The organism is Sphingobium sp. LF-16 (genome assembly GCF_003711185.1).
Taxonomy (GTDB): Bacteria; Pseudomonadota; Alphaproteobacteria; order Sphingomonadales; family Sphingomonadaceae; genus Sphingobium; species Sphingobium yanoikuyae_A.
The window spans coordinates 796991-823635 of the sequence record NZ_CP029335.1; the positions used below are offsets into that span (position 1 = coordinate 796991).

A 26645-nucleotide genomic window follows, 5' to 3' on the forward strand; every position below is an offset into this window, starting at 1 on the left:
TTTCCCCCGCCACTGTCGCGTCACAGGCGCATGACCGGCGCGTCGTGGGTGCATCACAGGCGCATTGGCCCGAAATAGCCCGCACGACACTGTGAACTTCGCCTGTCGCGTCCCGTGTCGGCCCCAATCGGCCTAAAGCGCGCGAAAACGGAAGTCGGTGAAGCGCGCTTCACCCGCACCGGCGGAATAGAGGCCGGGGCGCAGCATCAGGAAGCCGCCGCGCACATTATGGTGATAGCCCGACACTTCCATCCCCCGGTCGAACCGCGTCCAGCTCTTGCCGTCATCGCCGCTGATGTGAAAGCGGATGATATGCCGGTCGTTGGTGACGCGCATCCGCATCCGGCGGCCATGGGGATTGGCGGGGCGGCCGCGTTCGATGCCATATTGATGGGTGACGAACCGCTCCTGGTCGAAGCCCAACCCGCAATAAAGCTGCTCGTCATAGAAGAGCAGCAGCCCGGCGACGCCGCCCGGTGCAATCTCGATCGTGCATTCGAACTGATAGGCCTGGTCAGCTGCCACCAGCAGCAGCGGCGACGAACTGGAGGGGGCGGTGCCGCTGGCCTTCAGGACCAGCGATCCGTTTTCCACCCGCGCGCGTTGCGCTTCCTGCGGCGCTGGCTTGAAGAAATTCCAGCGCGAACCGACGTGCAATGCGCGGAAATCGTCCGACAGCGGCTGGCCATGCGGCCCGGCCTGGCCGCCCCTGGGCTTGGCGATCGGCTGCGACAGGTCGCCGCCGGTCATGCGGAACCAGCCGTCCGCCGTCCATTGGACCGGGTCGAGCAACGTCTGGCGTCCCAGTGTCCAATAGCCATTTTCATAGCCATGATAGACCGACCACCAACTGCCATCCGGTCCCTCGACCAGGGTGGCATGGCCGCGCGACCACCATTTTTCGGCGCGATCGACGGTCCGCACGATCGGGTTGGCCGGGCAATTTTCCCACGGTCCATGGATCGAGCGCGAACGGGCGGCGATCACCATATGCCCGGTCGGCGGTCCGGCCGTGCCGCCCACGGCGGTCACCAGATAGAACCAGTCCTTATGGCGCAAAATCTTGGGGCCTTCGGGCGAGAAACCCTCGACATCCCAGTCGTCGGGATAGTGCCAGGGATCATAGACATGTTCGGGCTGGCCGACGGTCGCCAGACCATCGTCGGTCAGGCGCACCCGGTCGCCGCCCGACAGGAACAGCCAGCGCGACCCATCCTCGCCCACCGCATGGCCGGGATCGATATGGTTGGGCAGGTTGAGGTCGATCGGATCGCTCCACGGCCCCTCGATCCGGTCGGCCCAGATCACATAGCTCGTGTTGGGAGAGGCCTTGACCGGGATATAGAGATAATAGCGGCCCTTATGCTTGCACAGTTCAGGCGCCCAGACCGACCCGATATTCCGGTGGAGCGCCGGGCCGACCGGCCGCCAGTTCACCAGGTCGCGCGAATGCCAGATGATGAGGCCCGGATAGGAATCGAAGGTCGAGAAGGTCATGTAATAATCCGCGCCATCCTTCAGGATGGTGGGATCGGGATGGTCGCCCGCGATCAGCGGATTGAGGAAGCGGCCGTCGCCCAGGTCGGCGACGCGCTGATTGTCGAAGCCGCGCCGCCAGTCGGGCGCGGGGGCAGGCGTGGCCGGTGGGGCAGGGGGCGCCGCCCGCGCCTCGCTCAAACCACCCGCCAGCGCCGCCGAAGCCGTCGCCAGCAATGCGTCCCGTCGGCTGACTGCCATGACCCTCTCCCGATTATTGATACCGGTTACCTAAGGGCCATGGCCTGATGCTGTCAAATGGCGCGGACCTCTTCTTCGTAAAGCTCCAGCGGCAGTCCGTCGGGGTCGGCGAAGAAGGTGAAGCGCCGGTCGGTATATTCGTCCACCCGTACCGGCTCGCACGCCACGCCATGGCTTTCGAGCCGGGCGACCTCCGCATCCAGGTCGCTGACGGCAAAGGCAAGGTGGCGCAGGCCACAGGCTTCCGGGCGCGAGGGGCGCGGTGGCGGATTGGGGAAGGAGAAAAGCTCGATCTGCGCGCCGCCGACGGCCAGATCGCATTTCCAGCTGTCCCGCTCGGCGCGATAGACCTCGTTCAGCACGGCAAAGCCGAGAATGTCGACATAGAAATAGCGGGACCGGGCATAGTCGGACCCAATGATGGCGATATGATGGATGGCGTGCATCGCCCAGCGCTATCGCGGGATGCGCCTGCCACGCAATGGCTATCCGGCGATCAGTGCCTGAAGGTCGAGCAGCGCCCGACCGAAGGACAGGCCCTGCGGCCCGGCGACGAAGCGGGGTTCCCACTCCGGCCCGAACTTGTCCTTGTAGGCGCGCAGTCCCTCAAAGCCATAAAGCGCATTGCCATGCTGGTAGAGCAGCGCGCCCAGCTTCGACCAGAGCGGTGCCAGTCGGCGCGCCTCCAGCCCGGAAAGAGGCGCAAGACCCAAGTTGAACCAGCGATAACCATGTGCCTTGCCCCACAGCATCAGGTGGATGAACAGAAAGTCCATCGTGCCATAGGGCGCGCCGTCGTCATGGCGCATCAGGTCGACCGACAGTTCGGACTGGTCGGCCGCGGCCCAGATATTGGCGAAGGCGACGATCCTGCCCTCCTGCCGCACCACGGCACAGTCGAACCGCGCCATATAGGCGCGATCGAAGCGGCCGACGCTGAAGCATTTTTCCTTGTGCCCCTTGGCCTGGAGCCAATGGGCGGAAATCTCGGCCAGCCGGTCCATTTCCTTGTCCAGCATGGCAGCGGGGATGATCTCGAAACTGGCGCCTTCGCGCACGGCGCGCCGCTCGGCATAGCGCAGCGGCTTGGCATCCGGGCCGTCCAGCGTGAAACCGGCCAGATCGACATGCGCCTCCTCGCCATATTTGACGATCTGCAGCCCCAGTTCGATTGCGAGCGGCAGCATGTCCTGGCTGATCTGGTAAAGCAGCAGGCGGCCCTGCGCCGCATCGGCCTGTTCACGCAGGCGCCAGAGCAGGTCCGCCCACTCGCTTCGGGCGCCGATCGGATCGCCCATGATGATCCAGCTATGCCCTCTGATCTGGTACATCAGGCAACAGGTGCCGCCATCCGACACCAGGAAGCGCTTGTCGCCGATATAGGCAAGATTGGCGTCGGTGCGCTCGGCCAGCGCCAGCGCGGCCTCCGGCGGGACGGCGGCATTGCTCGCCAAGACGGGAATGGTCGCGGCCGGGCGCAGCAGGCGCCAAAGCGCCACACCGATCAGCAGGACGGCAACGGCCAGGCTGGCGCGCAGGAAGCGCGAGGCATCGGCGCGGGCGGCAAAATGCCACCAGAGGTCGTTCTGATATTCGACATGCTTGTAGGCGAAGAAGCCGATCCAGACGCAGAGGCCCAGAACCACTGCGACGGTCGCCAGCCAGCCAGGGGTGAAGGCGTCGGCGATGAGCTGGGTCCGACGATAGAAGGCCGGGCGCGCCCATTGCAGCAGCGCGGCGATCAGCAGCATCGCCGCCGCCTCCTCATAATCCAGCCCCTTGAGCAGCGAGAAGATCGCGCCGGCCAGCAGCAGGATGCGGGTCAGCCAGAAGGCCCCGTCCAGCCGCCGGTAGAGGCCGGCCGACAGGATCAGCAGCGCCGCGCCGACCAGGCTGCCGGCCATGTGGGAGGCTTCGAGGAAGGGCAGGGGCACGACGCTGTTGAGGGTGGCGACGCGATGCGGGATGGCCGGGAGCGAGCCCGATACCAGCAGGATGGCGCCGCCCAGGAAGACGAGCGCCGCCGTCATGATCGGCGCAAGGCCGGTCGTGACGGCTTGCAGGCCGCGCAGGGTGCGGCGCAGCGGCTGCCGCCAGCGCCAGCCCTCCTGCGCAACGATGATGCCGACCGCGATCAGCAGCGGCAGGATATAATAGACCAGCCGATAGGCGAGCAGCGCGGCCACCAGCTGCGGCCGGTCCACGCCGGGCAGGGCGGCAAGCATCACCAGTTCGAACACGCCGACGCCGCCGGGCACATGGGTCAGCAGCACGGCGACGATGGCGAGCGCATAGCCCAGGAAGAAGGCAGGCCAGGCGTGCAGGCGGACGCCGGGCACCAGGACGAACAGCGCAGCGCTGGCCGCAGCGAGATCGATCACGCCGATGCCGATCTGGCAGAATATGCGCGAGGCAGGCGGCAGCGGCAGGGACATGCGCCCAAAATGCAGCATCCGTCCCTGCCGGCCGGCATAGAGGATCAGGCCGATGATGGCCGCGAGGGTCAGGCTGCCCGCCAAACGCAGCATTGGCGCGGACAGGCGGACATCGCCCATCGACAGCGTTTCCGGCCGCCAGACCAGCATGGCCGCCGCCAGCGTCAGGACGCCGCCCCAGAAGGTGGCGCCAGCGATCGCGACCACCCGCGCTACATCGGCAACACCCAGCCCCGCCGCGCTGTAGATGCGGTAGCGCGCCGATCCGCCGGTCAGCAGCGACAGGCCCAGATTATGGCTGAGCGTATAGCTGGTGAAGGAGGCGAGCGCCGCCGTGCCATAGGGCAAGGGGCGGCCGATCGAGCGCAGCGCCAGCACGTCGTAGAAGGTGAGCGTGACATAGCTGATCGCGGTCAGCAGCAGGGCGGGGATCAGGGCTGTCGGGCCAAGTGCATGAAAGGCCGCGCGGATGTCGCGCACATGCACATCGTGCAGCAGATGGTAGAGCGCGACGAAACCGAGCGCGGCGAGCAGCACGACCAGCCCGACCGACAAGGGCGTCTGGTAACGGCGCAAATATGTCATGGCCCCCATCCGCCGCTACCCTGTTTTGACCCGGTGCCAGAGCTGGCTGCGGCAGAAAAGCCCACCCAGAATGCAGCCGGAAATCTTCAACTGATCGGGGCCCTGCTGGTCGATGGTGGAATAGAAGGTGCGGCCCATGTCGGGCACATAGACCCGCCCGGCCCAATGGCCCGGTCCCTTGGGGCGATAATCCTGCAACAGGGTGGTGCCGACCAGATGCGGGATGCCGGCATCGCTGGCATCGGCCAGCGCCTCGGCATTGGCGTGGCTGACCCAGCCGCACAATCTGTCCTGGCAGGCGCCGGTCGTGACCGTGACGCTGCCGCGCGGATTGATCCAGGAACCCAGCACCGGATCGGCCGCCATCGCCGGAGCGGCGGCGATCAGGCTGATGCCGGCAAGGAACAGGCGCAAGGCATGAGGCATGGGTCAGGTCTTCCGGATCAATCCCTGCCGGGCGAAGGCCGCGTGCAGGACATGGTAGAGCGCATCGACATCATGGTGCAATGGATGCCCGCCCGGCAGCGCGACGGTCTGCCCATTGGGCTGGTGCAGCAATGGGCACAGGCTGGCCGCTTCCTCCTGTCCATGGACGCAGAGCAAAGGCGCCCAGTCGAGCTTGCGCGCGGTCGGCAGGGCGTCCGCCTCCGCCATGGCAAAGGTGAATATCTCACCGGGCGAAGCGCGATATTCGACCGTGGCGCCTGGCACGACCAGCGCCACCATGGCGATGGCCCGGCGTTGGGCAGCGGGCAGCGCGGCAAGGCCGACATGCGCCATGTCGGCGCCGAACGACTGGCCGATCAGGATGACCGGCGCGGCGGGATCAATGCTGTGGGCCTGAGCCAGGGCTTGGCTGATCAGGGTAGTGGCTTCGGCAGAGCTGCGGGTCCTGCGAAAATAGGTCAGCGAATTGACGCCGACGGTCGGCATGCCGTCTCGCGTCAGGCGTGCCATGATCCCCGGCCCCATGCCGACCTTCATGCCCATGTCGCCCGACAGGATGATGACGATCGGCGTGCCATGGCCCGGCCGATAGCCCTGTGGGCGGGAGAGGGAAAAGGGATCGCCGCCCAGATAACCGAGCCATTGGAAGGCCGCTGCCAGCAGAGCGAGGATCAGGATGGGCAGGATATATCGGATGCTCTTGCCGCTGCGCGCCATCATGCCGTCTCCTCGATAGACCCGAGCGCCCGGCACGTCGGGAGGAGACCGACGTGCCGGGCTGTGAGCGGTCGGAACAAGACCCACGCGTTCCGACCGTTCGGCCAGCTGGTCCAAGCTGGCCTGTTTCGTGCCACCCAAGGGGGAGGGGAGGTGGCACGACCGATATGGTCCATGACGGCCTGCGGTAGCGTGGCTGGAAGATGAACTTTTGGAGAGGCGGCCGATCAGATGCGGCGGGCGACTGCGCCGGCGGCCCAGCCCATGCCGACGGCCAGGGCGATGGCGGTCAGGCCATAGAGGAACGACCAGCGTTCGGCCGCGACGGCCATGAACTGTTCGAAGCCCGATTTGCGGACATGGATGTCGCGCACCGCCGCTGCCACGACGCGGCCGTCCTGCACCAGGAAGGTTTCGGCGGTATAATCGCCCACGATCACACGGGCCGAAAGCGGCAGGCGGGCGCGATAGAGCACGCCGTCGCTAATCTCCACCGTGCCGGGGCGTTCGACGAACAGGCCGTTGCGCTGGCGCAGATCGACCAGGCCAGCCTGGAACCGGTCGAGCTCGGCACTATCGTTGAGCGAGGAGGGGGAGAGTTGCAGCTTGTCGACGCCCAGTTCGTAGATTGCGGCGGTCCGCTCATCGACGATCTGGGCGATCGGGCGCGAGGAGGCCATGGCATAGAAGCTGGGCGCAGAGCGAAAGCGGGCGCGGTCGGCATTGACCCAGATGCCGGCGACCTTCTGCTTTTCGCGCATGGTGATCGACTGTTCGGGGCCCTTCAGCACGACGACGATGTCCGCCGGCTTGTCCGGCCGCCGACCGTCGGGATAGACGATGGCGCCGAACAGCAGCAGGTCCGCGCCGGTGAAGCTGTACTGGATCTCGACCTCGCGCTGCGACACATCAGGCACCAGTTGCGGTTCGTCCGCGGCACTCAGCAGCAGGGCCAGGGCTGGCAGGATGAGGCAGGATATCCTCATTTCACGTCGATCGTGAAGATTTCGTCGGGCCGCCAGCCCAGCCCCAGCGCCATGCGTGCGGCGACCAGCAGCACGATCGCGGCGAGCAGGATGCGCAGATATTCCGGGCGGATCGTCATCGACAGCCGGGTGCCGACCTGCGCGCCGGTGACGCTGCCGATCAGCAGCAGCATGGCCAGCACCAGATCGACCGCTTTGGTCGTCATCGCGTGCATCATGGTCGTCGCCATGGTGACGAACAGGATCTGGAACAGCGACGTGCCGACCACCGACTGGGTGTTCATGCCGAGCAGATAGAGCATCGCCGGCACCAGGATGAAGCCCCCCCCCACGCCCAGCAACATGGTCAGGATGCCGGTTGCCATGCCCAGCAGCAGCGGCGCTAGCGGCGAGATATAGAGGCCCGAGCGATAGAAGCGCCAGCGCATCGGCAGTGCGGCGACCAGCGGATGGTGGCGGCGCTTGCGCGCCTGCATGCGCTTGCCGGTTTTGAGCGCGATCAGTGCCTGGATCGACTCCTTCGCCATCAGCGATCCGATGCCGCCCAGCATCAGCACATAGAGGATGCCGATCACCGTATCGATCTGCCCCAGCGACTGGAGCAGGCGGAAGATGAGGACGCCAAGGCCCGCGCCGACCACGCCGCCGGCGATCAGTACGCCGCCCATGCGGAAATCGACGGTGCCGCGCGACATGTGGGTGACGACGCCGGACACGCTGGCGCCGGTCACCTGGCTGGCGGCAGAGGCCGCTGCGACCGTAGGCGGGATGCCATAGAAGATCAGCAGCGGCGTGGTGAGGAAGCCGCCACCCACGCCGAACATGCCCGACAACAGGCCGACGACGCCACCCAGTCCGATGATGACCAGGGCGTTCACCGACAGATTGGCGATGGGCAGGTATAGATCCATGCCCCATCGGGTTAGAGACAAAAGACTCCGAGCGAAAGCCGAGAGATGGCTGGCAGGCTAAAAATCGGCGGCGAGTGTGACCGCCAGGCCGGAAGCCGGTTTGGCTTGGCCGGCGACACGTTCACGCCATTCGATCCCGATGCGTGCGGCGATCGCTGGAAGGGGCAGGCGAAACTGGATTTCGGGGCCGATATCCAGTCGTTCGACATCGGGTTGCGCACCACCAGACAGGCTGAGGCCAACGCGCAGAGGGCTGCCCTTGATCGGCGCGAGAAGCGAGAATTTTCCGTCGATGAAAAGGTCGCGCTTGTGCAGCCCCACCATGCCGGTCTGCGCATAAAGGCTGGCCTCGATCGGTCCTGCCACGGGTTTTGGGCCAAAACCGCCGACGAGCAACAGCGCGAAAGCGTCGCGCGCCTGGGTATCGAGCGCGATCCGTCGTTCGGCGGCAAGGCTGACGGCGATATGGCGTATTGGCTGATAGGACAGGCCGATCGCGGTTTCGGGCGCTTCTGGCGACTGGAGGGCCGTCGTGGCCCGACCATAAGCGGCAAGGCGCCCCGAGGATCGCGGCATCAGGTCGAAGTCGATCCGTGCCCCGGCCTGCGACCCGCCAAGGCGCCCCACAGTGGCGAGGTCTGCCGAAGAACCACCGCCGGAGCGCCAGAGCAGCCAGGCGCTGCCTTGCCAGCGATCATGACCGACGGGCGATATGGTCGATACCGAAATGGCAAGCGGTTCCATGGCTTTGGGCTGGGCTAGGGGAGATCTTTGTCTGGAGGCGCCAGAGTTCAACGACCATGCCGTCGATAGTGGCGCGATGGCATAAGCGGTCCGGACTGGCTTGAAGGGCGAACGCGCACGGATGGCTTGCCACTTATTGCCAGAATATATTGCTGTCTCTGCTCTGTTGATGATCGGGATCATGCGCTCCTGACGAGTGGGGGAGCCGATCCGACTGCCTTTGGCCGGGGCTGGCACTGTCGCTGGTAGCGGTGCTGTCGACGCGATCGTGCCGAACAGACGCATGCCGGTCCAGCCAATGCACAGCATGAAAAAGAAGCGCACCGGCCGTCCATCGGCCGATGATCCGATCATGCCTGCTCCTCCATGTCGGGGAAGCGATGTTGCGTCTTGTCCCACACCAGTGGCTTGCCCAGCAGCGACTGGACATAGAGGATCACGGCGCGCCGGGCGGCCAGGATAGCGATCGCGTTGCCGACGAACATGCGCGGCACGGCCGCCAGTCCATGCCGCCAGCCATAGGCATGGCCGGCAAAGATTGCGCGCATCGTGATGCGCCATGCCATGAGCCAGAGATTGAGCGTCAGCAAGGTGTCGATCAGCGGCGTCGACGGGCGCATTTGCGGCGCCAGGAATGGGCGCGCCAGTTCCAACACGCTCCAGAGCAGCAGCGTGGCGTAGGCGGCGACGATGATCAGGGCCGCAAGGGTGGCGCGCCGGTCCCTGATCCGCATCCACCATTCGGCCGGGCCGCCCTGCCAGCCCATCCGATCCCATCCGGCAAGCGAAATGCCGATGATCCAGCGTGCCTTCTGGCGGATGGCGGCCGGAGCGCTGTCGGGAAAATATTCGCGGGTCGCGACAAGACGGCCCTGTGCATCACGGATGCGCAGGAAGATGCCCCGGCCGCCCATGTCGGCGATCCGCAACCCCGCTTCATAATCTTCGGTCAATGACCCCGGATCGAATGGCCCCGCGCCAGCATGAGGGGCGAGAGCGGCCAATATATTTCTTTCAAAGGCGCAGGCGACGCCAGCAGAGGGAATGGATGCACCAAGAAATTCCCTCACCGTCAGGGACTTGCCATGGGCTTCAGCTCATTGGCCGTTAGCGTCACTCTGCCGCGACCCGCGCAAACGGCGGAAAGGGGTGGAAAGCGGAATGGCGGCTTGTGAATTACGTATTACGGATAGCAGTCCTAATGCCGCTTCCGGAACGCCGGATCGTAATTGGGATTATGTAAAAACTCACCTGTAATGTTCCCGGATGCGTCGACTTTCCAAGCGCCCTGAATTGCTTGAGGTGGCACAGCCTCAGTATCGTTGTATCCTCCACCAATGGCATAAACCCAACCATTCGGCTGCATTCTAGCTTCGGCTCTCGCCTGCTCAGTGATTTCCGGCACTTGTTTTTGAGTGTCTTGCATTGGCTCCGAGTAAGCTCACCATCACCACAAGGCAACTGAGGACAGGGCAAGCGAGTTAGACGATTGATCCAACGCCAAGCGCTTTGAGCGTGTTAAGTGCGGCAATCGCGAGGCGCGGATGATCGATTATCAGATCAAACTCTCGCCCGTTTTTATCTCTGAACCCGATCGAACCGCTATCGGTGATAAAGTAGTCAGAAGCAGATATTCCCTTGGAAAACAGGAAGACATCCACATCTGGTAGCTGTTCGCAAGCATCCTGATGTCGCTCGCGCTTTCCTGATTTGGCCATCTTCATCCCCCTCAACAGAGGGGCGTTATATCAAAGCGATTGTCGTCCGCTATTGGGAAACAATCCTATCCGTTTGAACGGCAATTTCTGGTCGCTTCGCGCCGGGCAGCTTTCCTGCCCAGGAGCGGACGGGCACCTATCGGGGGAGCGGGGCGCCAGGCGCGCCGGTGAACGGCGATCGAGGGTGGTTAGGCGACGGTCTGCTTTGAAATATACAATGTCGAAAAGAGACGATAACCGTGGGCTAGAATTGATCAGCGGGGATGCAATGCTTGCGCGAAAATCACTCTCAACAATTCTCCTAATGGCCGCATTCGCGACATCCTCTTGTGAAGACGACGTGGGAGATAACCGCACTCCGAATTCAAAATACAGAAAGTTGAGCGATCAAGAGATAGAACGTATATTAATTGGAAATAATATAAAGAAATATCCAATTTTTTGGAACCATGATAATGGAATAAGCTTTTTCCAAGGAGGAAAAGCTGTAGTTCACGGATATTCAGATGAAAATGCATCGTATCTGATCAAAAATAGATATTTTTGCTTGGAAATGCGTATGCAGAATATTAAAATATGCAGTTATCTTATCACAAATGGAAAGAACGTTTTTGAAGTTTCGACAGACAAAATTCCGAGTGTGTATCTATTGAAGATTTGCCCACTCAATCAATTACACGGCTCCAGACGCAGCTGCAATTTCTCCGTTCCCCATGCATTGTCGGCGGCAACTTAAGTTTCTTGTCATCTACAAAGGTCAACATGAAATTTCGTCTGACTTGGCTTCTTTTCCTTTTTTCCGCTCGCAACTGATCGTTTCTGGCCCGGCAACTTCCCCGCCCAGGAGCGGACCGACCGCTGTCGGGTGTGCTTGGCGCCGCTCGGCGCGATGAGCATCTAACAGGGGTGGGAAGCGGAATGGCGGGTTTCGAGCGTTGAGGGGCAATTTTTGCCATCGCCCCCCTTCAACTTCCTCATGATAGGACTTCTTTGACGGTTCCCCATCCTACCAATGTCGCGCCCTCTTGAATGCGCCACTTTCGGCCGGGATAAATTTCCGCTTGATGCTGAGGTCCAATAAACAACTCGATTAGAAACTCAGCACTCTCGCCCGGTCTTAATTCCTTTCCATTTGGCACATCAATCGAACCCCTTGCCATTTCGAGGTCCAACGGCTCAAAGAAATTATGGTTCGGACGGTAACTTCCGCTGATCGCATGCCTTCGCCCTCCTTCTATCGTCGATAAAAGTCGGATGCTTGCGCGGATAATTACGCTTTCATTCATGGCTTTACTCATCGTTCCGCCGGTTGCCAGACAATGCTCGGCAAGATGTCCGCTTTTGGACGCCCGATACAGAAACGTAAAAGGCAATTTTTGGTCGGTGTGAGACAGGCAGCTTTCGTAACCAAGGATCGATCTACGGGATAATCCAAGCTTGGGGTAACTTAGCGAAATAGCCCCATTCGCTCCATGGCTCATCGATTTTTCCGGCGCTTCGTGAAGCCAATCGCCATTCTGGAGGATCAGGAAAGCCGTGCCATGCAAGCTGCATGAGCAATAGCTGCTCACCGGCATGTTCCGCATAATATTCAACGTCGCGAGAAATGAACCACTGCCTGTCCAGTCCAAACAATTCTGCGGACGATTCTCGAACCGAGGTCCAAAAAATCGGCCATTCGGACCGCTGCTGGAACCCTTTCAACTGACTGTCGGCAATCTCATCACTGGCATCCCAAGGTGCCGCTTCCCAAGCATTGTTCGCGCAGTCCATTCGTTCTTTTTGGCCCATACGACGCCCCCCAGACTCAATTGGTCAAGCTGAACGAATGGCCAGTTGCGGGCAATCCAATTTTCCGAACGGACGGCAAGAAATGGTCGAAGACGGTCGTCTCTAATTGAGGAGAAATTTCGTGGCGTCCCGACAAAGGCCGGGTTTCCACCATTTTCCACCCATGTCCAGACAAGTGTCTATGGCAATCTCTCCTCTGAGGAACCAGCCCGCCGCTAAGCCAACGATCAAAGCCAGGGCAATGGGCAGAGCGCGTTTCCACATCGTCTCACGCTACAGCCATTTTGAATGGCAGCAAACAGGGCAGAGCGGAGCGTGCCTAAAAAGGCAACTTCTGGTCGGTGGCCGACCGTCCGGTTTTCGCCAACGCCCAGGCGATTCATTCCCTGAGGCCATCTCAACTAATTGGGCGTTAGCGTCATTCCAGACTGGGCGAGCGTCATCTCCGATATGGGGGGAGGAGTCGAACAGGGATTTAGTCGCTTCAAGGCCGCTTCCATTGGCGATAAGGGGCTTTATCGGCTTCAGTCACGCAACCGCCAGGCGAAACCTGCAGCCTGTAAATGGCCGACGCCTATTGCAAACGAAATCCGGGCCCACCTTAGATGGCGGGTGCGACGCCAAGGCTCTCTCGTATGCTTTCAACCTCAAAGGGTGCATATCTATGTTTCCGGCTTTACCGCCTTCACAGACTTTGGCTATGTCGAAGATACTAGCATTCCCTGAATGCCAGTAGTAGGCATTTAAAATTACGATGTACAAAAAACAATCTAGAAAATTTCACTGCACAAAATATGATGATATTTTAACCCGTAAATTTGAACTGGAAAATGAAATGATCAGCAATATCATCACAAAAACTAATAATCCGAAGATTCATTTCATTCACCACTTAGAAAAGCTAAATGCGTCTGCCAACGTTGGGGATTGGATAGCTTCTCCTTATTATTATTTCATTGATTTTTTCTCCCAGTACACATGTATATTGCATTCAGATTGGTCCGTTCTTTGGCATGAGATCGAAAAAAGTGATATCGTAATATTTGGAGGTGGCGGATTATTAGATAATTCCGACCAGTTGAATCAAGTTTTCAATAAGATTACCGAAAAATGCGACAATGTAATAATTTGGGGTGCCGGAACTCATAAATATAACGCTGATAATATTTTTAACAAGAAGACGTCCACTGTTCCAATAAATTTCGAAAAAACACTTCTCAGCGGAGTTCGGGACTACAACCATCCCTACCAGGCATCGTTTCTACCTTGCGCCTCCTGCCTCCATCCCGCCTTTGATAAAAAGCAATCCGACGTGGAAATAAAGCGAGAGGTCGGGGTGATTAGGAGTGCATTGGAAAGCTCTTTTGCTGTTTCCGGATTTTCTTCGTCGATAACCAATGCAGAACCGATTGGATCGATAGCTGAATACATATTATCTTCTAAAGTTATTTTGGTAAGCTCCTACCATGGCGCATATTGGTCTATGCTTCTCGGTAAGAAGGCCATTTTGCCAAAAACCCGCCTTGGCGTCGATAAGTACCGTTATTTTCGCCACCAAGTGGGCTTTTATGATGATGCTAAATTTGACGAAGGGAAAATTTTAGAGCTCGCGCACAATCTGCCTGATCCATCTGGTTTTCTAATTGAAGCTCGGCAGCTAAATTTGGATTTTTTCCAGAAAGTCAGAAATTTTATCGAGCAAAGAGTGGTGCCGGTATCAAAATGTGAAACAATTCAAATAATGGCGAAAAGAATAGCCCAGATGGAATTTACGATTATCGAAATGTCAAATGACTTCAAGAGACTAAATAAGCGTTTGATTGATATTGAGCGCGCCACCAGTGAACCCGGAAATTAAATTGCGCGGCGTGCGCTTACCATAGAAAATACCGAAATAGATGCTGGAAGGGCCTGGCGCATTCGCACCAGGCCCTATTCGTATCGGAACCTAACCAAAAAAAACTGAACTGCCAGTTACAGATTTTTAGCCATAGCTTTGTGCCTTCTTACAGATGAAATGGCCGCTAGTAAAACTGCGCCAGCTTTTCAGGAAAGCGACCGGAAAAGGTCGACAGCCTCAAACGCTTTGCGCATGTAGTTGCGACCGTTTTCGAAAGAAAACGAATTGCGCATATAGGTCAGGGCATTAGCTGACAATCTTTCCCACAGCTCATCGTCTTCGCATAGCGCTACGATCGCCTTTCGCCAGTCCTCAGCGCTTTCAGCGATAATGCAATCATGTCCAGATCTCAGCCCTATTCCTTCAGCCGCCACAGGGGTGAGAACACACGGAATTCCATAAGCCAAGGCACTTAAAACCTTTCCCTTGATACCCGCGCCTGACAGCAAGGGAGCAACGAACACGCGATGCTGATCAAATGCATCGGCGACGTCGGGCACAAAGCCAACAGGCTCCATTTTGGGCGACTTCAGTGCGCGAACCTTATCAGTCATGCTCGAGCCATAAATGAAGGTTTGATAGGTTTGGCTATCAGGAAGAAGTGGGGCGACTGTATTAGCAAACCAACATATGCCTGCCTCATTCGGATGGTGACGAAATCCACCAAGAAATGATAGTCCGACACGCTCGTTTATCGCAATCGGTTTAGCCACGCTTTCCACGACCCAAGGGCAGTGCAGCACTTTGGCTTCTCCGTCTGTATAAGCGTCAATGACAGAATGCTCTACTTCATTATAAGAAAGAACGGCATCGACTTTGCGAATAACTGAAAGCTCTTCATCGCGCGTCTTGATAGCTTTTTTCAGCAAATCTTCGTCACCATCTGATCGAGCGGCTCTGATTTCTCGCAGAAAATGAAGATCAGCATTATTAAATAGGATTTTCGAATGCGGCGCGATTGACCTCAATTGAGTTATCACATCTTGGGCTACGTAATATCGTGTTATATAGAATGCATCGAAATCTTGCCCGTGTTTTGAAAGATAATCATTTACTGTCATAAAGAATGGGGCGTAGATAACTTCGACACCAATTTTTTGTAGATTTTCTGTATAACTTCCAAGATGTGCCATATTCATCGGCAAAAAAGTCACCTTGTAACCAAGTGACTGAACTAGCTTCATTTCATTTAGGGCTGCATAAGAGCCCGCATCCTGGTCTCCGCGCGGTGTAGAGTAGTCTATAAATAAAACTCGACCGACGATTCCTCTATCTTTCTCCAGATCAGGGCGGTGCCCCTCTTTACCAAAATTGCTATAAGCTTGCGCCCAACGACGCTTGAATTTTGGGCGATTAACCTCTTGGAAACGCTTGAACCCCTTGCTGACATCGGTGCCGCTCGTCATGCCCTCGTAATGATAGACAACCGACGAGGGTGTGAACCAAGTCGTGTAACCTGCTTCCCGGACTTTGAACGATAAATCGGTATCTTCAAAATACATTGGCGACAGGTATGTGGACAAGCCCCCAATCTCCCGCCAAAGGTCGATGGGAACCATCAATGCAGCGCCCGAGAGGTAGTCAGCCTGGCGCGCGTAGGAAAAATTCGGTGCATTCGGATTTTGGCGATTGCCGTAGTTCCAAGGGTTTCCGGTGCCCCAAATTATGCCACCTGCGTCTTGCAACTTTCCATCAGGATAGAGCAGCTTCGCGCCCGCCAATCCCACACGCTCAAAACGGTCGAACGTTGCAATCAGTTCGTCCAGCCAGCCAGAGGTTACCTCGACATCATTGTTGAGCAGAGCGATAAAGCGCCCTCGAGCCAGTTCTGCACCGGCATTACATGCGCCAATAAACCGCAAGGCCTCTGCGTTGTGAACAACCGTTATCCCGCTGACAAATTCCTCGAGTGTAGCGGTTTCATCGGTGGATCCATCGTCGACCACAATTACTTCGAAGCTCGCGTGATTGTGCGCGACGAGCAACGAACACAGCGCCAGATAAGTCACCTCAACCTTGTTGTGTGCAGGAATGATGATGGATACATCAGGATTAGTGACAACGGGAAATTGAAGTGGCTTAAGGCGAACCTTGCCATACCCCCCCTCGAGCACGGAGAGCGCATAAGCAATTTGACCAAAGTCAGCCCGCCCGTCACCCAAAGCCATCTGTTTTTTCAAAGAAGCATAACGACGGGCTGTTTGAGCGAAAATAGAATCCGGGAATGGCGGTGGAGTCTCACGCTGCATAATTTCAACGGGCGTTATCACCGCCGGAACTAGTAGGACGCATTCAAGGTAAACGAAGGAAGCACTTTCGTCCTTGAATGCGACGTGGTGATTCGTTCCATCCAGGGCAGACGTCGGCATATGCACAATTGTGTCGCCCACACCCACGCGAATCTTCGTAGAAAATTCTCCGTCAACGTACATCAAAATATCAAAATCGGCATCCGAATTTAGAATAATCGTATGGCCGTAATCCTCCTTTATTGCGATATTTCCGTTGGGGGCAGCAAACTTCTCTAGCAACTCCCCATTTACAAATATTTCAATATCGCTACCCTCCGTGACGAAGGCCGGAAATTGTGCGGACATCCAGTTATTTCTTTTCGGTGCTCCTCTTGAAATCAGGCTTTTCGTTACAATTGCTGACTGGTTTTCAGATTCTTTTGTTGGAGCCACGCGAGCATCAGCAATGAACATAAATGGCTCAATATCGATCCTGTCTTCCAATGCAGAGTGGTATTCGATCGATAACGCTACGCTTTTCTTCGTTGGGCTATTAGGGAGCAAAAATTCTACATTTTGGTAGCCGGCAAGCGTCGTGCCTCCTTGCATTTCTGGATCAAACGCAACGCTCTGGCGCTTCACATCCCCGCTCTCCAAGTCTGTCACATCGACATTCAGAGATGCCTTTGCGCGATGCGCAGCCAAAGCAATCTTTACTGACATCGGAGTGGATGTTGCATCGATAATGAGCGGATTGCCAAAGATTATCTGACACGGTGCCGTTGCTTTGGAAATCAGCAATTGCAAAGTCTGGCTACCAGATAGAGACCAGTCAGGAAGATGATTTACCCAGCAAGCGAAATATTCACCAGACTTGCTTTCAGCAGGGACGGATCGGGACGTCTGATTGATCTCAGTCCAGTCGAAATGGAAGATAGGCCCGCCTACTTGCGCGAGAGCGTCTTTATCATCGCAAGGACGGAACGGCGCTCGCTGACCGTCGATCCTCAATTCAACCAGATTCGTTGCAGAATCCCCTTCAAAATTAATATAGGCGGTCCGATCAGAAACCGAAAGATGCGTCGCCTTGCTAAAATTACTCATCCTACCCCCTGTTAGGAAAGCCAACATCAAAGACTTCGAGGCATTGCGAAATTTACCGGAATCGCAATTCAGCTCCATTTTCTGTCCGGCAAAATGCTATCCCGGCTTCATGCGGATAGTTGCGACAGTCTCCGAAAATTCGCAAGTCGATATTTTCATGATGAAAAATCGGTTGCTCTGGCGTAGACATCTCAATTGCCTAGCATCTTCGAATTGGACTAGGTATCATCGTTAGCTTGTTCAGTATGTCGCGGCAGTTTCAGCTCATTTTCTGATCGCGTGCCCTTGATGATCTTCACCAGCGAGCCGCGGGCCGACCAGACGTGACCTAGCGCCTCGAAAGCAAACCCAACCCTGCCGACCCGCGCGTGATCTTGCCCAGTCCCATCACTGAGCCTGCACAGGGACCGGCTCTTCCGGCGGCTGCTCAATCTTCACGGTCTGCGGACCGGGCGGCGTTGCAACTGCCAGCTGATCGGTGACGCGCTCGATCTGGCGATTACTTGACAGGGACACCAACGCCGAGAGAACGTCGGCCAGCTTGACGATCATGCCGCCGACGATCGCGCTGAACACGCTCTCCGCCCAGTCTGGCGTATTGCGTGCGAAGGCGATGGCAGCGATGATCGACAAGATGGTGACAATGATGCCACCGCCGATGAGGGTGAGGACGCGGCGGTCCCCTTCACGATCGCGAAAGGCGTTCATCCCGCGATCCCCATGCGCACCTGCCGCGCCACCCAGCCATAGCTGAACTCTTCATTGGCCGGACGAGCCAGGCTGATTTCCTCATAACGTCCGGTCCGGAAGGCGTGGATGGTCCAGAGCAGCACCTGGAGTCCTTCGCCGGTCGCGCCGCGCCGCTGCTGGTAGCTGGCCAGCGACTGCCGCGTCATAGGGCCGCATGCGCCGTCGACTTTGAGATCAGGGTACAGAGAGGCGCCGCGGTTAAAGAGGTTGAGCGCACGCTGGAGGAACTGGCCAGCTATGGCCTGGCCCATGTTAATGCCGGTGTCGAACAGCAGCTCGCCGATCGCTGCGGACATGGCGAGGATCTTATCGAAGCCCGGTTCGATCAGATACCGCTGGCGGTAGATTTCGACGGCCGTCTCGCGCGGGAAAACACGCATGTCGCCCGTATAGCCGAAGGCTCGCGCCACCTGTTCGGTGGTGCCCCAGCGCGTAGGCCCGCCCTTATCCTTGGGATTGTTCACATAGCCGCCCTCACGGCCGATCGCGTCATCGATCAGCTGATCAATGTTCATGTCTTGCTCCACGAAAAAGGGCGCCCGAAGCGCCCTATGGTTTCAGATTGTCGCCAGATTCAGACCTGCTCGGCTTCGCCGCCTGGCTCGTCGATCATCGAGACCAGTATCCCCATGTCGATCGACAGCCCCGGATCGAGCGGAAACGCCCGGTCGAGCATGTTCTGCGCTTGGGCCAGCTTCGGATTTTCCGGCTCCAGCCGCCGCAGTGGTTCAGCGACCAACTCGAATGCCCGCCGCAGCACCCGGTTCTCCAGCGCTAGACGCCGGAGCTGGGTTTCGATGTGCTGCCGATATTGCAGGTCGCGATCGTCCTGCTCTTTCTCCCGCTTCGCCAGTTCGTCGTGCCAAAGCTGGAGCTTCGCCGCGCGGGATTGCGCCCGTGCATCCTTCCAGTTGAGCAGCCAGGCCGTGCCCTTGCCCAAGGCATAGAGCACGGCCACAGACCCGGCGATAATTCCCCCTGCCTCGCCGGCGGCCGATCCCGGATCGGACATGCGTCAGGCGGCCTCTTCGGTCTGCGGCTCGCCAGCAAGCGCCTCCAGGCGAGTGACTTCGCTGGGCAGCCAGGTCGCGACGTTCCGGATCACGCTGATGACATTGCCGATCTGCTGATGGGCGGTGCCATTGGCCGGCAGGGACGCCTGCAGCGCTTCCAGATCGTCAGCGACCTTGCCGGTGCTGGCGCGGGCCATGACGGCCTGAGCAGCCTGGACCGACGACAGGGTGGCAGCGGCAATCTGCCGCTCCAGTTCGGTCTGCTGCGCCATCAGTTCGGCCAGCGTCGGGGTGGTGGTTTCGGTCATGTCTTGCTCCAGTTCAGAAACGAGGTTGGTGGGGATCAGGCTTTGGCGCGCCGGGTGCGCTTGGCCGCCGGGCTGGTGGTGCCGTCCATTTCGTCCATGGTGTCTGCTACTTGAAGCTTGAAGCTGGCCTGACCGCTGGCGATCGTCAGGATGGTGCTGGCGCCGATGGGGCTTTCCAGCACTTCGCGGCGGCCGACGATACGGTCGCGAGAAAGGGTGACCAGATGGGTTTCGCCCTGTTCGTTGACCGCCACGACCTCGATCGGGTTCTGGATGCCGGCGGCATCGATGACCTGCTTCTTCACATAGCCATAGGCATCGGACAGGCTTTCATCGGCCCCGCCGCCGCCAATGTCATACGCGATGCGGCATCCCTTTTCGTCGGCACTGCGCTCTTCGACGATGCTGATGCTGTTGGCGGGCAGCTCGAAGCGGGCGCCATTGTCGAGCTTCAGTTTCAAAACGGGGATCACGTCATTCTCCTTCAAAAATTGGTTACGTCGAGGATTGCCCAGGAATATTGCCGCTGGTTGTAGCTGTAGCCGGAAGGGGCAGGCGGCGACGGCGGGACAGGGAAGAACGTCGTACTGAACTGCGTCAGGCAGTAGCGAGATGTGATCGCATTGCCGTTGATCGCTGCGGCCAGCGCCGCCGACGACATATTGTCATTGTAGCCATTCTGGGCGCCGGACACCGGCGTCACGACCCTGCTATTGCGGCCAGTTCTGGACCCCATCATCAGCGCATAGGTCTTGCCGAACGCGAGCGACGTTGAAGGGCCAGCCGTTCCGATATCGGAACTGGTTTCGAACGTGCCCCGGAGCGATGCGGGGATCGACGCATAGCGGTGCCGGCTATCATATTTGACCACACCGTTGCGCTTGATCCTCATGCCCCAGCCGGCCCCGAGGACGGGTGGCTCGGCAAACCTGAAGATGGTAATCGTGAGCGCGGCGTTCGTCGTGTAGGTCGAGAAGGTGAAGGCCCAGCTATTGGCGCTATCGTCCCTTACGACCCAGGCGATGAAGGTTGGCGCCGTGCAGTTGAAGGCGATCGTCGGCATCTCGGTTGCCGTGAAGGTGACGGTGGTGTTGCGCAGATCGTTACCGACCGATGCGCCCACCGTGTGCGACGACTTCGAGATGAGCGCCATGTTCGCATAGAGATCATCGATCTGCACCGAACCGGTGGCCGCGTTCTTAAATCTTGCGCCAAACCTCGCCATCAGCGCACCCAATAGACAATGACGGCGGGCCAGGTGGCGCCGCTGGGATATGCCCAGGACAGGGTATTGCCCGACACGCTGATGGTCGGCGCGGCCGATGCGGCGGACGGCGTGTTGAGCAGCACCACCTGCCATTCGGGTGTGCCAGTCAGCAGACCGTCATCCGTGACGGAACCATCGACCCCATTCGTGTTCACGCGGCCGATGATCCTGCCCATGTTCGTGAACGGGTCTTGCTCGATGACGCCGCCCCGCTTGGTGCGCATCCCCCAGCCGCTCATGACAGATACCCCAGCTCGATCATGACACCCGAGGCATCGTCGCCGATCGTCTGGGTCGGGCGGCCCTGATTGTCGAAGGTCACCTGCCAATAGCCGCCCAGGCCGGAAGGGGTGACCATCTTCACCTTGTCCATGCGCAAGGTCATGTCGGCGCGGGTGCCATTATTGTTGGTCACCATGCCGCTGACGTAGCCATTGACGTCCAGCTCCAGGCCCCACTTCGCAAAGAGCGTTGTGACATTGCCCTCCAGCGACGCGATCGCCGTCGCCTGCTGGCTGACCGAAGCCCCCTGCGCCGATACCGTGCTCGACAGATTGGCATATTGCGTGGTCAGCGTTGCGAGCGTGGTGGCCTGCTGGGTCACCGTCGCGGAAAGGGCGGCTATATCGGCCGTCGCCTGCTTGGAGGCGATCTCGGAATCGTAGGCCGGCCGGAAACTGACCTTGCTCCACTCGATATAATTGCTGGTGGCCGACGAGGTGTACCCGCTCAGGCTCGACCAGCGGTTGAAGATGAAGATTTGCCAGCCATTCGGGTTCGCGCCGGTGATCTGCACCAGCCTGCGCCACCGACGCACACCGCTCGCATTGCCGGTTGCGCCGGCGATGTCGGGATCGCTGTAGAGCGACACCTTGTAGTTGACTGTCTCCGTCCCGCTGGAGTCCATGATGCGGAACATCACGCCAGCGCCCTGATAGGTGCCGGACCCGATCTGCGCGTCAACCTCCAGCACAATCCAGCTATTGAGCGTAACCGATGCGTCCTGCACGGGGGAGGTCCGCACGCCGATGCTGCTGGCGGTCGAGCTGTTGAGCGTGGTGCCCAGCGCATATGGCGACTGCTTGCCGGTCGGCTTGCTGATCGTCGGCGCCGTGCCGTTGGCCGTGTAGCCGGTCGGATATGTCGATCCGGTCGGCCAGGCTGCAAAGACCGGGTTCGGGTTGATCGACGCGGCCGCCACCTGGGCGGATACGGTGGCGCTGGTCTGAGCTGCGGCGGCGGCATCGCTGGCCACCGTCGCCGAGGTGCTGGCCGCCGTCGCGCTGCTCTGCGCCTGACCGGCATAGGTGCTGGCATTAGTGGCGCTGGTCTGCGCGCTCGATGCCGAGGCGCTGGCAGCGCTGGCGCTGGACGATGCGGCCGAAGCCGACGCCGATGCCTCGCCCGCCTTGGTCTGGGCGGTGTTGGCATAGCCGCTGGCCGAGGTGGCGCTGTTGGCGGCGTTGGTGGCGCTGCTGCTCGCGTTCGCCGCGCTGGTCGACGCGCTGCTTGCCGACGAGGATGCGTTGCCCGCCTGGGTCGATGCGGTGGTCGCGCTGGAGGACGCCGCAGAGGCACTGTTGGCCGCATTGGTTGCGCTGGTCGAAGCGCTGCTGGCGCTGCTCGCCGCCGCCGATGCCGATCCGGCCGCCGCCGTGCTTTCGGTGATGTCCTCCAGACGGATCAATGACACCTGATAGGTGCCTGGGCTGGATGAAAGGAAGGTCATCATAGCGCGGACGCCGACCGCACCGGATGCTATTGGCGTGTTGGATGAGAATTCCCACGACCAATCATACCATGTATTGAGCACATCTGCCGTGCGGCTGACATTGTTGTTGCTGACCGTTGTATTACCGCTCTGCCAGCCGATACGCCAAAGTCGCATGGTCCCGCCCGTTGCCCCCGCGATCTTACGCGCGCGGGCCGTGAGCTGGAACGTCCGGTTCGCCACCAGCGGGATCAGGCCGATATGTGCTATATTGACGTCGCCAGATGTCACCTCGATCTGAGCGACCACCCCCTCGCCAGCCACGGTCGGGAAACTATAGACCGCGTTCGGGGTGATCTTCGCCCCGATGCCGGCGCCAGTGAAGTATGACGGAGTCCAGTATTCGCCGCCCCGCTGGAAACTGGACGGCATCTGGCTCGCCACCGTCAGCCGGCTATCATCATAGCTGGACGATGCCGAAACCGCCGACGCGGCCGCCGCACTGGCGCTGTTCCCGGCATTGGTCGCCTGAGTGCTGGCCGTCGATGCCGATCCAGCCGCGGCGGTCGCGCTGTTGCCAGCGGCGGTCGCACTGTTGGCGGCATTGGTCGCCTGCGTCGAAGCCGTGCTGGCCGAGCCGGCGGCATTGCTGGCGCTGGTGGCCGCGTTCGTCGCCGAGGTGCTGGCATTCCCCGCAAAGGTGCTGGCGTTGCCCGCGCTGGTCGCCGCGTTGGTCGCGCTGGTCTGCGCAGCCGAGGCGCTGTTGCCGGCTGCCGTCTGGCTGGCAGATGCGGCCGAAGCGCTGGCCGCCGCTGCCGTTGCGGAACCGGATGCGGCAGTGCTCTCGGTGATGTCGTCCACGCGGACCCATGCCACCTGATAGGTGACCGCCGACTCCATGCGGACGATCGTGCGCAGATAGGCGCCCGTCCCGGCGCCAGCGGCAAGGACCATGTCGCCGGTGACGGTGCGGGCTATCTCATACCATTGGCCCACAGTCATCGCGGACTGCCCCGTCGACCAAGCCGACGCCTGCCCGCCCTCAGCCTTCACGGCCGACGCGAACACGGAACAGGCACCTCCCGTGCCGGACAACACGCGGATCAAGGCCGCGACCCGATAGGTACGGCCCGCCACAGCTTTCAGCCACCCACGCTGGCTGACATGGACGTTGCTGGTGCTTCCGACCACCTGCATCACACGACCGACGCCAGAAACATCGGTAAAGCTGAAGGTGGCGCTGGGCGCGATCGACACGGTGGTGGGCGGCGTGTTGTTGAAATTGCCGGTCCAGAACTCGCCGTCTTGGGTGAAGTCGATCGGCAGGGTAGCAGCGGCCGCCAGGGTCGCCGAGACGCTCGACTGCTGGGCAGCGGTGGCATAGGTGCCCGCATTGTTCGCGGCGGTCTGGGCGGTGCTGGCCGAGTTCGACGCCGCCGACGCGCTGTTGCCGGCCGCTGTGGCGCTGTTCGCTGCGTTGGTGGCCTGCGTCTGCGCGGTGGCCGCATGGCCCGCTGCCGTCGTGACACTTGCCGCGGCCTGCGATGCTGAGGTGCTGGCCTCGCCCGCCTTGGTGCTGGCCGTGGTTGCCGAGCCAGCGGCTGCGCTGGCGGACTGGCTCGCTTCGGTCGCCTTGGTGCTGGCAGTGGATGCGCTGGACGATGCGGCGGTCGCACTATTGCCCGCTGCCGTCGCCGATCCAGCGGCATTGGTGGCGCTGGTCTGGGCAGCACTGGCCGATCCAGCCGCGTTGGTCGCGCTGGTCGACGCCTGGCCGGCGCTGGTCGATGCATTGCCCGCCGAGGTGTTGGCCGACGTGGCGCTGTTCTGCGCGGCGGTTGCAGACTGACCGGCCGCACTTGCGGAGGTCGCTGCCGCTGCCGACGAGGTGGCCGCCGCCGTGCTTTCGGTGATGTCCTCCAGACGGATGAACTGCACCTGATAGGTGCCGGCATCCGTGAAGCCCATCATGGCACGGGTGCCGACCGCCCCGGCTGCAATCAGGGTGGAGGCATTGTATTCCTGCTGCAGCGTATACCAAGTATTGAGCGAGGCAGTGACTTGGTTGGCGCTGGAATTGCCGACCGTCGTCGCGCCACTCTGCCAGCCGATCCGCCACAAGCGCAGCGTCGCGCCCGTCGCGCCCGCCGTCTGCCGCGCAATAGCCGTGATGCGATAGCGGCGGCCGTCGACCAGATTTATCAATCCGATCTGGGACAGCCGAACCTCAGACGATCCGACCACGATCTGCGCGACCTTACCGATGCCACTGACGGTCGGGAAGCTATAGGTGCTATCGGCCGTGATCTTGGGCGCCAGGCCAGCGCCCGAATAGAAGATAGATGACCAGAACTCGCCGTCATTGATGAAGTCGGACGGCATGGTGCTGACAGCAGCCAGGCGCGCGCCATCATAGCTGGAAGATGCCGACACAGCCGAGGCGGCTGCGGCGGTTGCGCTGTTGCCCGCATTAGTCGCGGCGGTGCTCGCGGTGGTGGCGCTGCCGGCCGCCGCAGTAGCGCTTCCGCTGGCGTTGCTGGCATAGGTCTGGGCTTGATTGCGCGCCGTCTCGGAAGCTGACTGCGCGGCCTGGGCAGCATTGCGCGCGGTGACGCTGCTGGCAAAGGCCGCTTCGGCGTCCGTCTTGGCATTCGCTGCCGCCGTCGCCGAACTGGCCGCAGCGCCTTGGGCGGCCTGCGCCTGGTCGCGCGCAGCGCCGGCATTCGCGGAAGCGCTACTGGCCGTGCTGGCATAACCCTGCGCGGCCGACGCGCTGTTGGCAGCAGCTGCTGCGGATGCCGCCGCGCTGGCGCTGTCGCCATAGGTCTCGAACAGGTCCTCAATATCCTGCTCTGCCTGAGCTATCCGAACCTTAGCCGCCGCCGTATCCGTCGCGAGCTGGGCCAGCTGATCCTTTTCCGCAGCGCTTGCGCCATTGGTCGCGCCCGGCTGAGCGGGCTTCAATTCCTCAACCGGCGTTCCATCTTCATAGGTGATGTTGCCAGCAGTGATGGCGTCGGACAGGCGAAACCAATTCGGATTATTGTCCGCCGGGACCGACCCCTTCGCGGGCGTGGTGCCGATGAAGAGCCATTGCGAGCCATTCGGCAGCGTGACCATGTCGCCTTCACGATAGGTTTCGTCAGGGTCGTAAGGGCCACGCGGGTTCAGCGGCGCGCTGAAGGCGATGTCGTTCAGCCCATGGACCTGCCAGGTGACCGCCGCGCCCTGGGCAATCTTCCAGTAAGGAGCGCTGGTTTCGACCTGCTGGACATCGGCAACGGGCGGCAGGCTGCTGCCATCGGCCGCGATGGTCATGCTGGCAACCCCAATGCCGATCGCCGACAGGCGCAATACGCCCAGCCAATCGACATAGGCGACGGCGTTGACGGACATGGCGACGCGCTGGATCAGCTCGCGCGCAGTGGTCTGGGCATTCACGACGATCGAGAGCGGCCAGGGGCGAGCAGTATTCAGGGCGGCCACGTCCGCTGCCGACAGGCGGGCAGCGCCACCCGCGATCGTGGCGATACGGCGGATGATATCGCCGGGCAGACGGCTCCAGCCGCCCACGGCATCGCCCTGAATGTGGAAGGACAGCAGGCCTTCGGGCGGCGCGCCAAATTTGACGAAGCCCAGCGCCCGGCACGTCGCCCACTGCCCGCGCGTCACAGCACCGCTTTTAAGGGCCGCGAAACTCGCCGCATTGGCCGAAGGAGCGCCAAAGCGGTTCAGTCGCTCAAAGGCCACTTCAAACCCGTTGAGCGTCCCATAGCCGGACAGCTGATAGATATTGTCGACGGCATCGACCAAAGTGGCCGGGACGAAGCGCGGCGCGCCAAGCGCCAGCGTCTTGACCTGCCCCTCCAGATCGGTGCCGCCTTCCGCCCCGCCAGTGCCGGCATAGGTCGCCAGCATCGGCTGATCCAGCCAGCTATCATCCGCGCCAAAGCTGATCGACATGGCGCCGCCGTCGACAGAAGGCTGTTCCTTCACGCGCCCGTCGAATGTCAGCACGAAGCTTGAGAATGCGTCGCCCAGCTCGCCGCCCCAGATGCGGATACGCGCGTCATGGATAGCCAGGCGAGGAAGAGACGGGATCGCCTCGATATTCGCTTCCAGCGTGCCGGACGGCGACGTGATCGAGCCGCCATCAAAGCTGCCGTCGAAGAAATCATAGCGCAGCGTCGGCAGCTTCGCGATCACGGGCCACCAGGTCTGCCCGTCGAGATGGCACAGCCTGTCATCGTCATGGCTGGCCATGCGCAGCGTGGTGGCGGTGGCGCCGTC

At 60.3% G+C, this 26645-nt stretch carries 21 protein-coding genes and 1 pseudogene; 1 reads left to right on the plus strand and 21 read right to left on the minus strand.

Going from position 1 to position 26645, the window contains the following annotated elements; genetic code table 11:
* Window positions 1-132: 132 nt before the first annotated feature.
* From DIZ22_RS03875 to DIZ22_RS21640, 12 genes and pseudogenes are all read right to left on the minus strand, one after another.
* Window positions 133-1737: a family 43 glycosylhydrolase gene (locus DIZ22_RS03875; RefSeq protein WP_048938857.1), complete on the minus strand. Its 1605-nt coding sequence runs from the start codon at window positions 1735-1737 to the stop codon at window positions 133-135.
* 53 nt (window positions 1738-1790) lie between these two features.
* Window positions 1791-2183, minus strand: coding sequence for a VOC family protein (locus DIZ22_RS03880; protein WP_048938856.1), 393 nt, complete (start codon window positions 2181-2183; stop codon window positions 1791-1793).
* A 39-nt stretch (window positions 2184-2222) separates the two neighbouring features.
* Window positions 2223-4766, minus strand: a complete 2544-nt coding sequence (mprF, locus tag DIZ22_RS03885) for a bifunctional lysylphosphatidylglycerol flippase/synthetase MprF (RefSeq protein ID WP_122927919.1) — start codon at window positions 4764-4766, stop codon at window positions 2223-2225.
* 6 nt (window positions 4767-4772) lie between these two features.
* Window positions 4773-5183, minus strand: a complete 411-nt coding sequence (locus DIZ22_RS03890; protein WP_037512273.1) for a DUF2147 domain-containing protein — start codon at window positions 5181-5183, stop codon at window positions 4773-4775.
* A gap of 3 nt (window positions 5184-5186) precedes the next feature.
* On the minus strand, window positions 5187-5924 hold the full coding sequence (locus DIZ22_RS03895; RefSeq protein ID WP_048938854.1) for an AcvB/VirJ family lysyl-phosphatidylglycerol hydrolase: 738 nt from the start codon (window positions 5922-5924) through the stop codon (window positions 5187-5189).
* A 224-nt stretch (window positions 5925-6148) separates the two neighbouring features.
* Complete coding sequence (locus DIZ22_RS03900; protein WP_048938853.1) at window positions 6149-6907, minus strand: TIGR02186 family protein; 759 nt, start codon at window positions 6905-6907, stop codon at window positions 6149-6151.
* Entirely contained in the window at window positions 6904-7818 is a 915-nt protein-coding gene (locus tag DIZ22_RS03905; RefSeq protein WP_004207740.1) for a sulfite exporter TauE/SafE family protein, read from the minus strand. Before DIZ22_RS03905 ends, DIZ22_RS03900 begins: the two co-directional genes overlap by 4 nt.
* A gap of 57 nt (window positions 7819-7875) precedes the next feature.
* Window positions 7876-8916, minus strand: a complete 1041-nt coding sequence (locus tag DIZ22_RS03910; protein WP_240626798.1) for a hypothetical protein — start codon at window positions 8914-8916, stop codon at window positions 7876-7878.
* Window positions 8913-9659 (minus strand): annotated as a pseudogene (locus DIZ22_RS03915) (glycosyltransferase family 2 protein); the annotation flags it as partial. The pseudogene DIZ22_RS03915 and the gene DIZ22_RS03910, both read right to left, overlap by 4 nt.
* Window positions 9660-10043: 384 nt before the next feature.
* Window positions 10044-10280 (minus strand): hypothetical protein, encoded by a 237-nt coding sequence (locus DIZ22_RS21625; protein ID WP_164488847.1) that lies wholly within the window; start codon window positions 10278-10280, stop codon window positions 10044-10046.
* 974 nt (window positions 10281-11254) lie between these two features.
* Window positions 11255-11578, minus strand: coding sequence for a hypothetical protein (locus DIZ22_RS21635; RefSeq protein ID WP_137405452.1), 324 nt, complete (start codon window positions 11576-11578; stop codon window positions 11255-11257).
* Between the two features lie 121 nt (window positions 11579-11699).
* Window positions 11700-12071 carry a hypothetical protein gene (locus DIZ22_RS21640; protein ID WP_164488849.1) on the minus strand — a complete coding sequence of 124 codons (372 nt, stop codon included), beginning with the start codon at window positions 12069-12071 and terminating at the stop codon, window positions 11700-11702.
* A gap of 835 nt (window positions 12072-12906) precedes the next feature.
* On the opposite strand from DIZ22_RS21640, the gene DIZ22_RS21645 reads away from it, so the two are divergent.
* A complete protein-coding gene (locus tag DIZ22_RS21645; RefSeq protein WP_164488850.1) occupies window positions 12907-13929 on the plus strand; it encodes a polysaccharide pyruvyl transferase family protein in 1023 nt (340 codons plus the stop codon).
* Between the two features lie 188 nt (window positions 13930-14117).
* Here DIZ22_RS21645 and DIZ22_RS03920 read toward each other — a convergent pair whose 3' ends face one another.
* From DIZ22_RS03920 to DIZ22_RS03960, 9 genes are all read right to left on the minus strand, one after another.
* On the minus strand, window positions 14118-17306 hold the full coding sequence (locus tag DIZ22_RS03920; RefSeq protein WP_164488851.1) for a glycosyltransferase: 3189 nt from the start codon (window positions 17304-17306) through the stop codon (window positions 14118-14120).
* Between the two features lie 387 nt (window positions 17307-17693).
* On the minus strand, window positions 17694-18014 hold the full coding sequence (locus DIZ22_RS03925; protein WP_122927922.1) for a hypothetical protein: 321 nt from the start codon (window positions 18012-18014) through the stop codon (window positions 17694-17696).
* Complete coding sequence (locus DIZ22_RS03930; RefSeq protein ID WP_122927923.1) at window positions 18011-18571, minus strand: N-acetylmuramidase; 561 nt, start codon at window positions 18569-18571, stop codon at window positions 18011-18013. Before DIZ22_RS03930 ends, DIZ22_RS03925 begins: the two co-directional genes overlap by 4 nt.
* Before the next feature lie 59 nt (window positions 18572-18630).
* Entirely contained in the window at window positions 18631-19068 is a 438-nt protein-coding gene (locus DIZ22_RS03935; protein WP_164488852.1) for a hypothetical protein, read from the minus strand.
* 3 nt (window positions 19069-19071) lie between these two features.
* A complete protein-coding gene (locus DIZ22_RS03940; protein ID WP_122927925.1) occupies window positions 19072-19377 on the minus strand; it encodes a hypothetical protein in 306 nt (101 codons plus the stop codon).
* A gap of 35 nt (window positions 19378-19412) precedes the next feature.
* Window positions 19413-19850 carry a hypothetical protein gene (locus tag DIZ22_RS03945; protein ID WP_164488853.1) on the minus strand — a complete coding sequence of 146 codons (438 nt, stop codon included), beginning with the start codon at window positions 19848-19850 and terminating at the stop codon, window positions 19413-19415.
* Between the two features lie 11 nt (window positions 19851-19861).
* The gene (locus tag DIZ22_RS03950; protein WP_122927927.1) at window positions 19862-20602 is read right to left on the minus strand and encodes a hypothetical protein; all 741 of its coding nucleotides are present in this window, start codon (window positions 20600-20602) and stop codon (window positions 19862-19864) included.
* Entirely contained in the window at window positions 20602-20883 is a 282-nt protein-coding gene (locus DIZ22_RS03955) for a hypothetical protein (RefSeq protein ID WP_122927928.1), read from the minus strand. The genes DIZ22_RS03950 and DIZ22_RS03955 overlap by 1 nt, the downstream gene beginning before the upstream one ends.
* Complete coding sequence (locus DIZ22_RS03960; protein WP_122927929.1) at window positions 20880-26618, minus strand: hypothetical protein; 5739 nt, start codon at window positions 26616-26618, stop codon at window positions 20880-20882. Before DIZ22_RS03960 ends, DIZ22_RS03955 begins: the two co-directional genes overlap by 4 nt.
* Between the last annotated feature and the right edge of the window lie 27 nt (window positions 26619-26645).

Excerpts from the sequence above, each read along its gene's own strand:
- mprF (WP_122927919.1), bottom strand. The coding sequence starts at position 4,766 with ATGGGGGCCATGACATATTTGCGCCGTTACCAGACGCCCTTGTCGGTC.
- DIZ22_RS03895 (WP_048938854.1), bottom strand. The coding sequence starts at position 5,924 with ATGATGGCGCGCAGCGGCAAGAGCATCCGATATATCCTGCCCATCCTG.
- DIZ22_RS03940 (WP_122927925.1), bottom strand. The coding sequence starts at position 19,377 with ATGACCGAAACCACCACCCCGACGCTGGCCGAACTGATGGCGCAGCAG.
- DIZ22_RS03900 (WP_048938853.1), bottom strand. The coding sequence starts at position 6,907 with ATGAGGATATCCTGCCTCATCCTGCCAGCCCTGGCCCTGCTGCTGAGT.
- DIZ22_RS21645 (WP_164488850.1), top strand. The coding sequence starts at position 12,907 with ATGATCAGCAATATCATCACAAAAACTAATAATCCGAAGATTCATTTC.
- DIZ22_RS21635 (WP_137405452.1), bottom strand. The coding sequence starts at position 11,578 with ATGAGTAAAGCCATGAATGAAAGCGTAATTATCCGCGCAAGCATCCGA.
- DIZ22_RS03935 (WP_164488852.1), bottom strand. The coding sequence starts at position 19,068 with ATGTCCGATCCGGGATCGGCCGCCGGCGAGGCAGGGGGAATTATCGCC.
- DIZ22_RS03880 (WP_048938856.1), bottom strand. The coding sequence starts at position 2,183 with ATGCACGCCATCCATCATATCGCCATCATTGGGTCCGACTATGCCCGG.
- DIZ22_RS03905 (WP_004207740.1), bottom strand. The coding sequence starts at position 7,818 with ATGGATCTATACCTGCCCATCGCCAATCTGTCGGTGAACGCCCTGGTC.
- DIZ22_RS21625 (WP_164488847.1), bottom strand. The coding sequence starts at position 10,280 with ATGGCCAAATCAGGAAAGCGCGAGCGACATCAGGATGCTTGCGAACAG.
- DIZ22_RS03960 (WP_122927929.1), bottom strand. The coding sequence starts at position 26,618 with ATGGCCAGCCATGACGATGACAGGCTGTGCCATCTCGACGGGCAGACC.
- DIZ22_RS03930 (WP_122927923.1), bottom strand. The coding sequence starts at position 18,571 with ATGAACATTGATCAGCTGATCGATGACGCGATCGGCCGTGAGGGCGGC.
- DIZ22_RS03920 (WP_164488851.1), bottom strand. The coding sequence starts at position 17,306 with ATGAGTAATTTTAGCAAGGCGACGCATCTTTCGGTTTCTGATCGGACC.
- DIZ22_RS03925 (WP_122927922.1), bottom strand. The coding sequence starts at position 18,014 with ATGAACGCCTTTCGCGATCGTGAAGGGGACCGCCGCGTCCTCACCCTC.
- DIZ22_RS21640 (WP_164488849.1), bottom strand. The coding sequence starts at position 12,071 with ATGGGCCAAAAAGAACGAATGGACTGCGCGAACAATGCTTGGGAAGCG.
- DIZ22_RS03950 (WP_122927927.1), bottom strand. The coding sequence starts at position 20,602 with ATGGCGAGGTTTGGCGCAAGATTTAAGAACGCGGCCACCGGTTCGGTG.
- DIZ22_RS03955 (WP_122927928.1), bottom strand. The coding sequence starts at position 20,883 with ATGAGCGGCTGGGGGATGCGCACCAAGCGGGGCGGCGTCATCGAGCAA.
- DIZ22_RS03910 (WP_240626798.1), bottom strand. The coding sequence starts at position 8,916 with ATGATCGGATCATCGGCCGATGGACGGCCGGTGCGCTTCTTTTTCATG.
- DIZ22_RS03875 (WP_048938857.1), bottom strand. The coding sequence starts at position 1,737 with ATGGCAGTCAGCCGACGGGACGCATTGCTGGCGACGGCTTCGGCGGCG.
- DIZ22_RS03890 (WP_037512273.1), bottom strand. The coding sequence starts at position 5,183 with ATGCCTCATGCCTTGCGCCTGTTCCTTGCCGGCATCAGCCTGATCGCC.